Source organism: Curvibacter fontanus (genome assembly GCF_054780335.1).
This window is the reverse complement of record NZ_BAAGWN010000007.1, coordinates 31,450-45,527: the sequence shown is the minus strand read 5'-3', so window position 1 is coordinate 45,527 and position 14,078 is coordinate 31,450. Positions and strand designations below refer to the sequence as shown.

Genomic DNA, 14,078 nt, shown 5'->3' with positions numbered 1-14,078 from the left:
CCCGAGAATAACCGGATTGGGCCCGGTCATCGGGGTAGCCCCACCAGAATGATGTCCAAGGTCAAACCAGCACCCCTGTCTCCGGAAACCGTGATTGGTGGCTACCGCATCGTGCGCAAGGTGGCGGCCGGCGGCTTTGGTGTGGTGTATCTGGCCATCGACCCCGAGGGCCAGCAGGTCGCCATCAAGGAGTACCTGCCCGCTTCCCTGGTGGCCCGAGGGCCCGGCGAGTTGCTGCCCCAGGTCAGTACCGAAAAACTGTCCCTGTACCGTCTGGGCCTCAAGAGCTTCTTCGAGGAAGGCCGTTCGCTGGCGCAGATCTCGCACCCTTCCGTGGTCAGCGTGCTGAACTTCTTCCGCGAGAACGAGACCGTCTACATGGTGATGAACTACCTGGAAGGGGCGTCCCTGCAGGATTTCATCATCACCGCGCGCGACCAGAAACAGCAGAAGGTGTTCCGCGAGTCCACCATCCGCTCCCTGTTCGACGAGATCCTGCGCGGCCTGCGCATCGTGCACCAGCACAAGATGCTACACCTGGACATCAAGCCGGCCAACATCTTCATCACCGACGACAACCGCTCGGTGCTGATCGACTTCGGCGCCGCGCGCGAAGTGCTGAGCAAGGAGGGCAATTTCATCCGTCCCATGTACACGCCCGGCTTCGCCGCGCCCGAGATGTACCGGCGCGATGCCGCCATGGGCCCCTGGACCGACATCTACGCCATCGGCGCCTGCATCTACGCCGCCATGCAGGGTTACCCGCCCAACGAGGCGCCGCAGCGCCTGGAAAAGGACCGCCTGACCACCGCGCTGGCGCGCCTGCGCGGCGTCTACTCCGACAACCTGATCGAGGTGGTGGAATGGACCATGGCGCTCGACCCCCTGTCGCGTCCGCAGTCTGTCTTTGCGCTGCAAAAAGAACTCAGTCGCGAGGGCGAGCGCCGTTACACCAAGCTCAGCATGGCCGAGAAGATGCGCCTGCAGTTCGACACCATGGTGGCGGACACCAAGAAGAGCGTCAAAAGCGTGACCGGCGCGGTTGCCGTCAAACCCAAATGAAATTCTCCGTTTTTCAGGTCAGTCGCAGGGGCGGACGCGGCACCAACGAAGACCGCATGGGCTACTGCTACACGCGCGATGCGGCCCTGTTCCTGCTGGCCGACGGCATGGGCGGACACCCGGAGGGCGAAGTGGCGGCCCAGCTGGCGCTGCAGGTGGTCTCGGCCGCCTTCCAGCAGGAAACCAAGGTCGGCATCAAGGACCCGCGGGCCTTCCTGGCCTCGTCCATCCTGCTGGCGCACCGCCAGATCCTGTCTTATGCGGCCAGCAAGAACATGCTGGACACGCCGCGCACCACCTTCGTGGCCGCCCTGGTCCAGGGGGACAGCGTGTGCTGGGTGCATTGCGGCGACTCGCGCCTGTACATGGTGCGCGACGGCGAGATGCTGGCGCGCACGCGCGATCACTCCTATGCGGAACAGCGCCAGGACGAGGTGCCGCCCGGCGCCAAGACCGGCGAGAAGACCAACCGCAACGTGCTCTTCACCTGCCTGGGTTCCCCCGCCAACCCGGTCTTCGACGTCATGGGGCCGATCAACCTGCAGCAGAGCGACCGCATCCTGCTGTGTTCGGACGGCCTGTGGAGCGCGCTGTCCGACATCGAAATCACCTATGACCTCGGCCTCAAGCCGGTGGGGCGTGCCGTGCCCGACCTGGTCGACAAGGCGCTGGAGAAGGCCGGCGCCGGCAGCGACAACGTGACCGTGATCGCCATGGAGTGGGAAACCCCCGACAGCTTCGAGGAAACCCGCGGCAGCGTCACCACCGACAGCATCAACGACGGCGTCTTTGCCTCCACCGTGCAGGCCAGCGGCGTGGACACCCTCGTCGAAGACCTGGACGACGAGGCCATCGAGCGCTCGATCGCCGAGATCAACGAAGCCATACGCCGCACGGCCGCCCGACGCAGCAACTGAGCGGCCTGGCGCCGGCGGTTGTTTCTTCCCTTTTTCCGGATCCGAAACATGAGTGCTTATTCCCGTAGCGGCGGCCGCGCCGCCGACCAGTTGCGTCCGGTCCGCATCACGCGCAGCTACACCGTGCACGCCGAAGGCTCGGTGCTGATCGAGTTCGGCCAGACCCGTGTGCTGTGCACCGCCTCGGTGGAAGAGCGGGTGCCGCCGCACAAGAAGGGCAGCGGCGAGGGCTGGGTCACGGCCGAGTACGGCATGCTGCCGCGCGCCACCCACACCCGCAGCGACCGCGAGGCCGCGCGCGGCAAGCAGACCGGCCGCACGCAGGAAATCCAGCGCCTGATCGGCCGCTCCCTTCGCGCCGTCTTCGACCTGAAGAAGCTGGGCGAGCGCACCATCACCCTGGACTGCGACGTGCTGCAGGCCGACGGCGGCACCCGCACCGCGGCCATCACGGGGGCCTTTGTCGCCGCGCAGGACGCGATCAGCAAGCTGCTGGCGGCAGGCAAGCTCGCCGCTACGCCCATCACCGGCCACGTGGCCGCCATCTCGGTCGGCATGGTGCAGGGCACACCCCTGCTGGACCTGGAATACACCGAAGACTCGGCCTGCGACACCGACATGAACGTGGTGATGACGGGTGCGGGCCATTACATCGAGGTGCAGGGCACGGCCGAGGGCGCAGCCTTCAGCCGCCGGGAGATGGACAGCCTGCTGGCCCTGGCCGAGAAGGGTGTCAAGGAACTGGTGCAATTGCAGGACGCGGCCCTGAAATCCTGATGAAAAAGATCGTCCTCGCCTCCAACAATCCGGGCAAGCTGCGCGAGCTGCAGGAGATGCTGGCCCCGCTGGGCCTGGAGCTCGTGCGTCAGGGGGAACTGAACATCCCCGAGGCCGAGGAACCCTACCGCACCTTTCTGGAAAACGCGCTGACGAAGGCGCGCCATGCCGCCCAACTCAGCGGCCTGCCGGCCCTGGCCGACGATGCCGGTCTGTGCGTGGACGCCTTCGGCGGCCTGCCCGGTGTGGACACGGCCTACTACGCCACGCAGTTCGGTTACCCCAAGGGTGACGATAACAATGTGAGCGCTTTGCTTGAGCAGATGCAGGGGGTGAGCAACCGCCGCGCCGCCATGGTCAGCACCCTGGTCGCCCTGCGTTCGGCGGACGATCCCGAGCCCCTGGTGGCCGTGGGCCGCGTGAGCGGCGAGATCGCGCGTGAACGCCTGGGCACAAATGGCTTCGGTTTCGACCCGGTGATGTACCTCCCCGAATTCGGGAAAACCTTCGCCCAGTTGCCCACCGAGGTCAAGAACGCCAACAGCCACCGTGGCCGCGCCGCCCAGGCCATGGTGGCCTTGATGCAGGAGCGTTGGCTGTAGCCATGCACGACATCCAGCACTACCTGCGCCCCGGCATGCTGCAGCTCACCAGCCTGCCGCCGTTGTCGCTGTACGTGCACCTGCCCTGGTGTCTGAAGAAGTGCCCCTACTGCGATTTCAACTCGCATGAGATGCGCGCAGGGGAATTGCCCGAGCAACGTTACCTCGACGCCCTGGTGGCCGATCTGGAAAGTGCGCTGCCGCTGATCTGGGGCCGCAGCGTGCACAGCATCTTCCTGGGCGGCGGCACACCCAGCCTGTTCGCGCCCGAATCCATCGCACGTCTGCTGTCCGACATCCGCGCGCGCCTCAAGCTTTCGGCCGACTGCGAGATCACGCTGGAGGCCAACCCCGGCACCTTCGAGAAAGAGCGCTTCCGCGCCTTCCGCGATGCGGGTGTGACGCGCCTGTCGGTGGGCGTGCAGAGCTTCAAGGACGAGCACCTGCAGCGCATCGGCCGGGTGCACGACAGCGCCCAGGCCATCGCGGCGCTGGAAGAAGCCGCGCGCAGCTTCGACACCTGGAACCTGGACCTGATGTATGCGCTGCCGGGCCAGAGCCTGGCAGACCTGCGGCAGGAAGTCGACCAGGCCCTGGCCTTCGCGCCGCCCCACCTCTCGATCTACCACCTGACCATCGAGCCCAACACCTGGTTCGCCAAGCACCCGCCCCAGATTCCCGAGGACGACACGGCCTACGCCATGCTGGACCTGATCACCGAGCGCACGGCCGCCGCCGGCCTGCAGCGCTACGAGGTCTCGGCCTATGCGCGCGCCGGGCATCACTGCCGGCACAACCTCAACTACTGGCAGTACGGTGACTACCTGGGCATCGGCGCCGGGGCGCACGGCAAGATCAGTTTTGCGCACCGCATCGTGCGCCAGGTGCGCACGCGTGAGCCGCGTCTGTACATGGAACGCGCCCTGGCCGGCAACGCCGTCGCGCAGGAAGAAGAAGTCAAGCGCACCGACCTGCCCTTCGAGTTCATGCTCAACGCCCTGCGCCTGCGCCAGGGTTTTGCCCTGGGCGAGTTCGGCGAACGCACCGGCCTGGCCATCACGGCCATCGCGCGCCAGCTCGAGGAGGCCGAACGCAAGGGCTGGATCACGCGCGACTTGCAGCGCGTGCAGCCGACCGAGCTGGGCTTCGACTTTCTGAGCGACCTGCAAAGCCTGTTCCTGCCCGATCCGGCCTGATGGTCATGCAGGCCGCTGCCCGCTATAGTCCGCACAGACAGGGCAGGAGGCAGGCGCATGTTCTCGATCTACGGTGAAAGCGGGCGTATCTTTCGCGGTGCGATGGAAGACCTCTGGCGCGTCGAGGCGCTGCGTGCGGCCATGCGCACGCGCCGCCTGCAGGCGCATGAGCCGGCCACCGGGGTGCTGGGCGGCGCCGAGCAGGCCGTGTTGCCTGTGTCAGCCCGCAGTCATGCCGCCGGTGCCGCCCTCAGCGCCTACGCCCAGGCCGGTCACCTGGGGGGCGAACGCCATCCCCTGAGCCGTGTGGCCGATGTCATGAGTCGACAGGTCACGACCGTGGGTCCCGAGATGACGGTGCTGCAGGCCTGGCAACTGCTGGGGCAGCAGGGCATAGGCCAGGCGCCGGTGCTGTCCCAGGTCGGTGAACTCGTGGGCCTGCTCACGCGCGCCGAGTTGCTGAATCTGGAGCGCCTGCCCCGGCCCGACGCCCCGGCCCTGGTCTGGCGCGCCCTGCTCCTGGAGCCCGTCTCAGCCGTGATGCTCAGCCCTGTGCCGGCCGTCAGCGAAGACACGGATCTGCGCCGTGTGGCGCGTGTGCTGCTGGACACGCGCCTGCCCGGCCTGCCCGTGGTGAGCGAAGAGGGGCAACTCGCCGGCTTCATCTCGCGCAGCGACATCCTGAAGGCTGTGGTGCACGATCCGCCGCTGGATTTGTGGAGTTGAAGGGGATTGGGCGAAAGCGCCGGCTTTTCAGCAAATACTTAAGAACTCGATTCGTCGGGCTCTTTTTTTTGTGGCTCAGGAAAAAAAGAAAAAGGCCCCGATGGGGCCTTTTTGATTTGGCGGAGGCGGTGAGATTCGAACTCACGAACGGTTGCCCGTTGCCGGTTTTCAAGACCGGTGCAATCGACCACTCTGCCACGCCTCCGATGGTGCAATTCTAATGCCCCGCGTCTCAGGGTGTGGCCAGGGTGATTTCGCTGAAAAATGTGTCGTCAGGCGCCATCGGTCAGCCTTTGGAATTCAGGGGACGTGCCGCCCTACAATGATTCGATCCTATGAACCTGCACCGCCTTGATCTGGTCTCGCTCTCGCTGTTCACGCTGGTGGCACGCACCGGCAGCATCAGCAAGGGGGCGGAGCTGGCGAATCTGGCTGTCGGTGCAGCGAGCAAGCGCATCACCGATCTGGAGGCCGCGCTTGGGGCGACGCTGCTGGAACGTCATTCCCGCGGGGTCGTTCCGACACTGGCCGGGCAGGAGTTGCTGCGCCATGCGCAGCGCATCCTGCACGATGTTGACCAGCTGGCAGCGGATATGTCGGACCATGCGCAGGGCGTGCTCGGTGTGGTGCGCCTGTGGGCCAATACCTCAGCCATCACCCAGTTCCTCCCGGGCGAACTGGCAGCGTTTGCAAAGGCGCATCCCGGCATACGCATCGAGCTGCATGAGCACGACAGCCCGGCGGTGGCCATGGCGGTGCTGGACGGTCGCGCCGACCTCGGCGTCGTGGCCGACCGCACGCCAACGCCGGGCCTCAGGACCTGGCCCTACCGGCAGGACCGGCTGGTGTTGGTGGTGCCGCAGAGACACCCGCTCGCGCGGCGGCGTGAGGTCGATCTCGCTGACGCGACGGCCTACGACTTCGTCAGTCTCGCGCAGGGGACTTCGCTCGCCCAGCGACTGGCAAGGGAGACGACCCAGCTCGGCCTGGGCCTGCGCGTACGCATCCACGTACGCAGTTTCGACGCGATGTGCCAGATGGTCGCGGCGGGCCTGGGCATCGCCGTACTGCCCGACCTGGCGGTGCAGCCGCATCTGCGCTCGATGGCGTTGCGCAGGATCGCACTGCGCGGCAGCTGGGCCGAGCGTTGCCTGCTGTTGTGCGCGCGCGATGCTGCTGCGCTGGCGCGCCCAGCGCGTACGTTGATGGACCACCTGCTGGTGAGTCCGACGATGGCCACGCCCAGGCGCTGAGCCCTCGTCCGCTTTCTCATTCGAAGAAAGCTCGCTTCACCATTTCGGCATTCCGTTTCGGGCGGGCGCTGCCTAGACTGATGCCAGATTACTCTCCTCTGGTGGACTGGAGCATGAACAATGCAAGCAAGCTCTCCTGAAGCGCTGACGCTGTTCGACAAGCTGTGGATGCGTCATCTCGTTGATGTGAGCCCCAATGGCGAGGCGTTGCTGTATGTCGATCGCCATCTGGTGTACGAAGTCACCAGCCCGCAGGCGTTCGAGGGTCTGCGCCTGCGCGGTCGCCGCCCCTGGCGCGCCTCCACCGTGCTCGCGGCCGCCGACCACAACGTGCCGACCACGAAGGAGCAGCGTGTCAGCGTGGAGCATATCCAGGACCCGCTGTCGCGCGCGCAGGTCCGCCAGCTCGGCGTGAACTGCCGCGAGTTCGGCATCACGGAGTTCGGACTGGGTCGCATCGAGCAGGGCATCATCCACGTGGTGGGGCCCGAGCAGGGCGCCACGCTGCCGGGCATGACCGTGGTGGCCGGTGATTCGCATACCAGCACCCACGGTGCGTTCGGCGCACTGGCCTTTGGCGTGGGCACCTCCGACGTGGAGCACGTGCTCGCGACGCAGTGCCTGGCCTTGCCGCCCATGCAGCGCATGCGCGTGGAGGTGGCCGGCGCCCTGCGCCCCGGCGTGGCGGCCAAGGACCTGATCCTGCACATCATCGGCGCGCTGGGCACCGCCGGCGCCACGGGCTACGCGATCGAGTTCACGGGCAGCGCGATTCGCGCCCTGTCCATGGAGGGCCGCATGACGCTGTGCAATATGGCGATCGAAGCCGGGGCCCGGGTGGGCCTGGTTGCCGTGGACGACAAGACGATCGACTATCTGCGCGGCCGCCCCTATGCGCCGAAGGGCGCGCAATGGGACGCGGCTGTTGCCGACTGGCGCACGCTCACAAGCGATCCGGGGGCCTGCTTCGATCGCACCGTGCATGTGGACGCGCTGGCGTTGAGTCCGATGGTCACCTGGGGCACCTCGCCCGAGATGGTGGTTCCCTTGGACGGACATGTCCCCGACCCGCAAGCCGAGCCCGACCCGGTGCGCCGCGCAAGCATGGTCCGTGCACTCGACTACATGGGCCTGCAAGCCGGTATTGCGATGAGGGACATCAGCGTTGACAAGGTGTTCATAGGCTCGTGCACCAACGCGCGCATCGAGGACCTGCGCGCCGCGGCCGCTGTGCTGCGGGGGCGCCGCGTGGCAGCCGGCATCCGGCAGGCGCTGGTTGTTCCGGGCTCGGGTCTGGTGAAGGCGCAGGCCGAGGCCGAGGGGCTGGACCAAGTGTTCACCACCGCCGGCTTCGAATGGCGCGAGCCGGGTTGTTCCATGTGCCTGGGCATGAACGATGACCGCCTGGAATCCGGCGAGCGTTGCGCCTCGACGTCCAACCGCAACTTCGAGGGGCGTCAGGGTGCGGGCGGGCGCAGCCATCTGGTCAGCCCGGCGATGGCCGCCGCTGCGGCGATTGCCGGCCACTTTACCGACGTTCCCGAGGAGGCTCTCTGATGCAGGCCTTCACCACCCTGGAATCGCTGGTGCTTCCGCTGGATCGGGCCAACGTGGACACCGACGCCATCATCCCGAAACAGTTCATGAAGTCGATCCGTCGCACGGGGTTCGGCGACAACCTGTTCGATGAGTGGCGATACCTCGACCGCGGCGAGCCGGGCCAGGATGTCTCGCGTCGACCGCGCAACCCGGACTTTCCTCTGAACCAGCCGCGCTATGCGGGAGCGCAGATTTTGCTCACGCGCGAAAACTTCGGTTGCGGCTCCAGTCGCGAACACGCCCCATGGGCGCTGCGCGACCATGGCTTTCGTGCGTTGCTCGCGCCCAGCTTTGCGGATATCTTCTACGGCAACTGCTTCAAGAACGGACTGCTGCCGGTGCGGTTGCCCAAGGAGGTGATTGACCGGTTCTTCGACGATGTGCGACGCCAGCCCGGCTACACGCTGCGTATTGATCTGCCGCAACAGAGGCTGGCGCCGCCGCAAGGCGATCCCATTGCGTTCGACATCGACCCCGAGCGCAAACAACGCCTGTTGCTGGGCCTGGACGAAATCGGTCTGACGCTGCAAAAGGCCGATCGCATCCGCGCCTACGAGGCGCGTCGCGCCGGCACCGAACCCTGGCTTTTTACCTGACTTCCCACTCAACTCCTGGAGACTGATATGTCAATCAATCGATGCATTCTGCTTGCGACCGCCCTGCTCGCCGCCCTGGCGGGTCCCGCGCTGGCTGACGACAAGTACCCTCTCAAACCCGTGACCCTGGTCGTGCCGCAGGCCCCCGGCGGCGCCAATGATGCGATTGCGCGCATCATTGCGCAGAAGCTCATGGAACAGACCGGCCAGCAATTCATTGTCGACAACCGTCCTGGTGCGGGCGGCAACATCGGCACCGCAGCCGCCGCCAAGGCCCGCCCGGACGGCTACACGCTACTGCTCACGGTCAACAGTTCGCATGTGATCAACCCGTCGCTCTACCGGAACACCGGATTTGACCCCATCAAGGACTTTGAGCCGATCACGCCGGTCGCCACGGCTGGCTATGTGCTCGTGGCCAACAATGCCTTTGCGCCGCGCAATGTGACGGAACTGGTCGCTGCAGCCAAGGCGCAGCCCGGCAAGATCTACATCGGCTCAGCGGGCAACGGCACGCTCAATCACCTGGTCGGGGAGATGCTGGGCAAGGCCACGGGCATAGAAATGACGCACGTGCCGTACAAGGGCGCATCGGCTGCGGTGACCGACCTGATCGGCGGCCAGGTGCAGGTCTCGGTTCAGAGCCTGCCCTCGTCGATCGCCTTCATCAAGTCCGGCAAGCTCAAGGTCCTGGGCGTGGTCAACGAGAAGCGTGTCTCGGCCCTCCCGGAAGTCCCGACCATCGGCGAAACCGTCAAGGGATTTGGCTCCACCCCCTGGTATGGCCTGCTGGCCCCGGCCGGCACGCCGCGCGCCGTTGTCAACAAATTGCAGCAGGAGGTGGCCAGGGCGCTGGATTCGTCGGATGTCCTTGAGCGTCTCGCCGGCGTCGGCTGCGAGCCGTTCAAGAGCACGCCCGAACAATTCGCCGCACTGATCCGCGACGATCTGCCCAAGTGGGAACGTATCGTCAAGGAGTCTGGCGCCACCATCGACTGAGGATAGCCAATGTCCCCCATGATTTCCTCCCTGCAGCCGGGTGCGCTGGCCGGCCTGCGCGTCGTTGAAATGGGTCAGCTGATCGCCGGTCCGTTCGCGGGCAAGACGCTGGGCGACTTCGGCGCCGACGTGGTCAAGATCGAGCCGCCCGGCGCGGGCGACCCCCTGCGCAACTGGCGCTTGCTGCAGGACGGTACGTCCGTCTGGTGGCAGGTGCAGTCCCGGAACAAGCGTTCAATCGCGCTGGACCTGCGCAGCCGCGAGGGCCAGGACATGGCCCGTCAGCTCATCGCCCAGGCCGATGTATTGATCGAAAACTTCCGCCCCGGCACGCTGGAGGGCTGGGGCATGAGCTACGAGGAACTCTCGCGCGACAATCCTGGCCTGGTGATGCTTCGCATCTCCGGCTACGGGCAGACGGGGCCCTATCGGGACCTGCCGGGTTTCGGCGCCATCGGCGAAGCCATGGGCGGGCTGCGCCACCTCACGGGTGAGCCTGGCCGGGTGCCGGTTCGCTGCGGCATCTCGATCGGTGATACCCTCGCGGCGCTGCACGGCGTCATCGGTGTGCTCACCGCCCTCTACCACCGCAAGGTCAATGGCGGCAAGGGGCAGGTGGTGGACGTGGCGCTTCACGAAGCCGTGTTCAACGTGATGGAAAGCCTGGTGCCGGAGTACAGCGCCTTTGGTGTGGTGCGCGATCCCGCCGGCTCGGCCCTGCCGGGCATAGCGCCTTCCAACGCCTACCGCTGCGCCGATGGCGTGGTGTTGATCGCCGGAAACGGCGACAGCATTTTCAAGCGCCTGATGGATGCCATCGGGCGTCCGGACCTCGGTGTCGATCCCGCGTTGGCCGACAACGCGGGCCGCGTGGCGCGCGTGGAGGAGCTTGACCGCGCCATCGGGGCATGGACCTCCCTGCGGTCTGTCGACGAGGTGCTGCAGGTACTGGGCGATGCCAAGGTGCCTGCCGGTCGTGTGTACACGGCCAAGGACATCGTTGAGGACCCGCACTATCGGGCGCGCGACATGATCCTGCATCAGACCACGCGCGACGGCCATGAGCTGGAAGTGCCGGGCATCGTTCCCAAGCTGATGGGAACGCCCGGTTCGGTTCGCTCTTCCGCGCCGCGTCTGGGCGAAGATACAGATGGTGTTCTGGAGCAACTGGGGCTGGACGCAGCGCGGATCAGGGCGCTGCGTGAAAAAAAGGTGGTGGCATGAGTGTGACAACATTGAAAGCGGATGCGGTCTGGCAAGGCGCCGGCCGGCGCTTGCACCTGCAGGAAGTCGGCACGCGTGACGGACTGCAGGCCGAGGAGATCTTTGTGCCGACAGAGGACAAGATCGCCCTCGTCAACGCCCTGTCCGGGACCGGCCTGGCCAAGATCGAGGTCACCGCCTTTGTTTCGCCCAAGGCCATCCCCGCATTGCGCGACGCAGAGGTGGTGCTGCGCGAGATCCGGCGTCAACCGGGGGTGGTGTACAGCGCGCTGGTGCCCAACAGGCGCGGCGCCGAGCGCGCCATCGAGTCGAACGCTGATGAGCTGAACCTGGTCATGTCGGCCAGCGAAAGCCACAACCGTTCCAACCTGCGCATGTCTCGCGAGGCATCCTACGCCGCTCTGTCGGAGGTTGCACGCCTCGCGCTTCAGACGTCAGTGGCGGTCAACGTGTCGCTGTCATGCAGCTTTGGCTGTCCGATGGAGGGCGACGTCGATTCCGCGACGGTGCTGGACTGGTGCGCAAGGTATGTGGACGAGATGGGTGCCCACGGTGTGACGCTGTGTGACACGACGGGCATGGCATACCCGCCGCAGGTGGCGGAACTGGTGGCCGCATTCCGCTCACGCTGGCCGCAGACCGAGCTGACGCTGCACTTTCACAATACGCGTGGCATGGGCCTGGCCAATGTGCTGGCATCGATCGACGCAGGGGCCGACCGGTTCGATGCATCGGTGGGAGGTATCGGCGGCTGCCCCTATGCGCCGGGCGCTACGGGGAATGTGTGCACCGAGGAGATCGTCCATGCCCTGGAGCTGATGGGCTATGACACCGGCGTGGATCTGGCGCAGCTGCTGCAAGCTGCCAAACGCTTGCCGGGTCTCATCGGTCACGACATTCCCAGCCAGATTGTGAAGGCCGGGCGGCGACTGGATCTGCACCCCGCTCCGCAAGGGTGAAGAGCCTGAGGTCCGCGGGGGGGGCTCGGGCAGACAGTGGGCGTCGGCGTTGCAAAAACGTTGCAGCCTGCTCAGCGCACGGTCTCAACGGGAGGCATCCCCCTTGTTCCTCCTGGCCTGTGCGGTGACAAACCCGGTTGCAGGGAAGTCATCGTTTGGAAGGGGAGCAGGGGTCCCCGTCGCGATTTCCGCAGCCTCATCGTGCCCTAGTAGACTGAATCCGTGAGATTCACTGGCACTCGTCTGCCCCTCGCTGTGCCATGCGGCGTTGCAAATGCTCGCCGGGCCTACGGGCCCGTCTGTGCTTTGCGCCTTGCCTGCCGCAGCGCTGGTCAGCCGCTTGCCGGCGATCTCACAGATTCAGTCTACTAGCGGCGCGGCAGCGAAGATGGCTGCGGGCGAGCCGTCGGCCCTGACCGCCGTGCGCAGGTTCAGGGCGCCCGCGGCGCGGCCCTGTTCGGTGAGCGCGGGGCGCAGGCTGGGGTTGCCGTACTGCCGGCGCCATTCCTGCACCGCGTGCTCGAATGCCAGCGCCTCGGCGATACGGCCCTCGTATCGCTGGAGCACCAGGCGCGCGGTCTCGATGAGCTTGGCGTTGAGGGTCTTGTTGCCGTGGGCCAGCAGGTCGCGCACGGCCCCCGAGGGGTTGCCGCCCAGGCTCAGCGTGAGAGCCGTCTCGGCCAGCTTGAGCACATGGCTGCCGGCCGCGCGCAGGCGCTCTGCGTAGGGCGGGTGGATGCCGGCTGCGCCGGCCAGCAGCTCGTTCATCGAGCGGCCAGTGGAGAAGCGCATGCCGATGGCGTCCACCGCGGGCTCCATGTCGTCGAGCTGGATGGCCTTGTTGGCCAGCTGGGCCATCAGGGCCAGCAGGTTGGTGGCTGATTCGATGTCGAAGGCCGGGTCCTTGACCTTCCCGGCCAGGCCGCGCACGGCCTCCACCGCGCGCGCGAACTGGCGGTCCATGATGAGGATGAGCGCCTCGACGATGCTGGCCTGGCGCCGCAGGCGCGGGTTTTTCTCGTCGCGGTCGATCAGCTTGACGAAATCGTCGCGGCAGTGCTGCAGGCCCTTGCGGTCGGCGCATTCCAGCCGTGTGAAGGCCAGCAGCACCAGGGTCTGGCAGTCGAACATCTTGGAGTCCAGCCCCAGGCGCGCGCACTGGCTCAGGATCTTCTCGGCCTCCACGCGGTTGCCGCTGCAGTACATCATCAGCCCCAGGTTCTGCAGGCGTGTGATGGAGAAGGGCGTGACCGCGCAGGCCATGCGGTAGGCCGCCAGGGTCTGCTCGTGGTTGCCCAGCTCGAACTGGGCACGGCCCAGCACGTCGTAGGCGTCGGCGTAGCGCGGGTCTTCGCTGATCAGGTTCTCCAGCGTGCCGATGGCGCGCATGGGTTCGCCCTTGTCCAGCTGCGCGCGTGCCACGCCCAGCCTGGCCCAGGGCAGGGTCTTGGCGGCGATCACGGTCTCATAGAGGCGCTGGGCGTCGTTGTAGCGGTCGACGCGCATCAGCAGCTCGGCGCCGATGCGCGCGGCATAGAGCCAGTAGGCACCGCGCTCCTCGAAGCGTTGCAGGCACAGTTCGGCGCCTCGTGCATAGTCCTCGGCCTCGATGGCGGCGAAAATGTCGGCCAGCGCGGCCTTGCGCTGACGGGCCTGGTGCAGGCGCCCGGCCAGGCGCGTGGCGGTGTGCGGCTTGATCAGGTAGCCGTCCAGGGCCGACTCGGCGGCTTCGGCCACCCTGGCGTAGGTGGCTTCACCGGTGACCATGATGAAGACCGTGGCGAAGGGCAGCAGCTGGTTGCGCCGCAGATCGTCCAGCAGGTCCTGGCCGGTGGGGGTGCCGGGCTGGAAGTACTGCTCGCACAGCACGATGTCGAAGTTCTTGAACTCCAGCGCCTTGCGCGCGTCCATGGTGCGTGTGGCCTGCTCCACATAACCCACACCAAACTCACGCAGCTGGTTGACCAGGATGGCACGCGAGGTGGGGTTGCCGTCAACGACCAGCGCCCGGGTGTTGGAAAGATCGTCGTCATGCAGCGCCATGCGCAGGCCGGTCTCGGGGAAGGAATGCGGGGATGATAGCCCTGATGGCCACAAGCAAGCAGCCCCGGCGCGCTTGGGCGTGCCGGGGCTGGTGTTCATGGGGGCGGGGTTCAGCCCCGCTTCAG

13 protein-coding genes and 1 tRNA gene are annotated in these 14,078 nt (G+C 66.5%); 12 read left to right on the top strand and 2 right to left on the bottom strand.

Annotated features, from left to right (window positions below; all coding sequences use genetic code 11):
- Positions 1 to 51 precede the first annotated feature (51 nt).
- Genes ACYVH8_RS04295 through ACYVH8_RS04270 form a run of 6 tightly spaced genes read left to right on the top strand, consistent with a single transcriptional unit; the run spans position 52 to position 5,280 of the window.
- Positions 52 to 1,062: a serine/threonine protein kinase gene (locus ACYVH8_RS04295; protein ID WP_460487649.1), complete on the top strand. Its 1,011-nt coding sequence runs from the start codon at positions 52 to 54 to the stop codon at positions 1,060 to 1,062.
- On the top strand, positions 1,059 to 1,979 hold the full coding sequence (locus ACYVH8_RS04290; RefSeq protein ID WP_460487648.1) for a PP2C family protein-serine/threonine phosphatase: 921 nt from the start codon (positions 1,059 to 1,061) through the stop codon (positions 1,977 to 1,979). The genes ACYVH8_RS04295 and ACYVH8_RS04290 overlap by 4 nt, the downstream gene beginning before the upstream one ends.
- 48 nt (positions 1,980 to 2,027) lie before the next feature.
- Positions 2,028 to 2,756 (top strand): ribonuclease PH, encoded by a 729-nt coding sequence (rph, locus tag ACYVH8_RS04285; RefSeq protein ID WP_460487647.1) that lies wholly within the window; start codon positions 2,028 to 2,030, stop codon positions 2,754 to 2,756.
- Entirely contained in the window at positions 2,756 to 3,358 is a 603-nt protein-coding gene (gene rdgB, locus ACYVH8_RS04280) for an RdgB/HAM1 family non-canonical purine NTP pyrophosphatase (RefSeq protein WP_460487646.1), read from the top strand. The genes rph and rdgB overlap by 1 nt, the downstream gene beginning before the upstream one ends.
- Before the next feature lie 2 nt (positions 3,359 to 3,360).
- Entirely contained in the window at positions 3,361 to 4,554 is a 1,194-nt protein-coding gene (gene hemW, locus ACYVH8_RS04275; RefSeq protein ID WP_460487645.1) for a radical SAM family heme chaperone HemW, read from the top strand.
- Between the two features lie 57 nt (positions 4,555 to 4,611).
- The gene (locus ACYVH8_RS04270; RefSeq protein WP_460487644.1) at positions 4,612 to 5,280 is read left to right on the top strand and encodes a CBS domain-containing protein; all 669 of its coding nucleotides are present in this window, start codon (positions 4,612 to 4,614) and stop codon (positions 5,278 to 5,280) included.
- 117 nt (positions 5,281 to 5,397) lie between these two features.
- On the opposite strand, the gene ACYVH8_RS04265 is transcribed toward ACYVH8_RS04270, so the two are convergent.
- A tRNA-Ser gene (locus tag ACYVH8_RS04265) sits at positions 5,398 to 5,485 on the bottom strand.
- Between the two features lie 130 nt (positions 5,486 to 5,615).
- Here ACYVH8_RS04265 and ACYVH8_RS04260 point away from each other — a divergent pair.
- From ACYVH8_RS04260 to ACYVH8_RS04235, 6 genes are all read left to right on the top strand, one after another.
- A complete protein-coding gene (locus ACYVH8_RS04260) occupies positions 5,616 to 6,533 on the top strand; it encodes a LysR family transcriptional regulator (RefSeq protein ID WP_460487643.1) in 918 nt (305 codons plus the stop codon).
- A gap of 120 nt (positions 6,534 to 6,653) precedes the next feature.
- Positions 6,654 to 8,090 (top strand): 3-isopropylmalate dehydratase large subunit, encoded by a 1,437-nt coding sequence (leuC, locus tag ACYVH8_RS04255; RefSeq protein WP_460487642.1) that lies wholly within the window; start codon positions 6,654 to 6,656, stop codon positions 8,088 to 8,090.
- A complete protein-coding gene (leuD, locus tag ACYVH8_RS04250; RefSeq protein WP_460487641.1) occupies positions 8,090 to 8,728 on the top strand; it encodes a 3-isopropylmalate dehydratase small subunit in 639 nt (212 codons plus the stop codon). The genes leuC and leuD overlap by 1 nt, the downstream gene beginning before the upstream one ends.
- Positions 8,729 to 8,755: 27 nt before the next feature.
- A complete protein-coding gene (locus ACYVH8_RS04245) occupies positions 8,756 to 9,727 on the top strand; it encodes a Bug family tripartite tricarboxylate transporter substrate binding protein (protein ID WP_460487640.1) in 972 nt (323 codons plus the stop codon).
- A gap of 9 nt (positions 9,728 to 9,736) precedes the next feature.
- Positions 9,737 to 10,951 (top strand): CaiB/BaiF CoA transferase family protein, encoded by a 1,215-nt coding sequence (locus ACYVH8_RS04240; protein ID WP_460487639.1) that lies wholly within the window; start codon positions 9,737 to 9,739, stop codon positions 10,949 to 10,951.
- Positions 10,948 to 11,910, top strand: coding sequence for a hydroxymethylglutaryl-CoA lyase (locus ACYVH8_RS04235; protein ID WP_460487638.1), 963 nt, complete (start codon positions 10,948 to 10,950; stop codon positions 11,908 to 11,910). The genes ACYVH8_RS04240 and ACYVH8_RS04235 overlap by 4 nt, the downstream gene beginning before the upstream one ends.
- A gap of 360 nt (positions 11,911 to 12,270) precedes the next feature.
- Here ACYVH8_RS04235 and ACYVH8_RS04230 read toward each other — a convergent pair whose 3' ends face one another.
- Entirely contained in the window at positions 12,271 to 14,052 is a 1,782-nt protein-coding gene (locus ACYVH8_RS04230) for a response regulator (RefSeq protein WP_460487637.1), read from the bottom strand.
- Positions 14,053 to 14,078 lie beyond the last annotated feature (26 nt).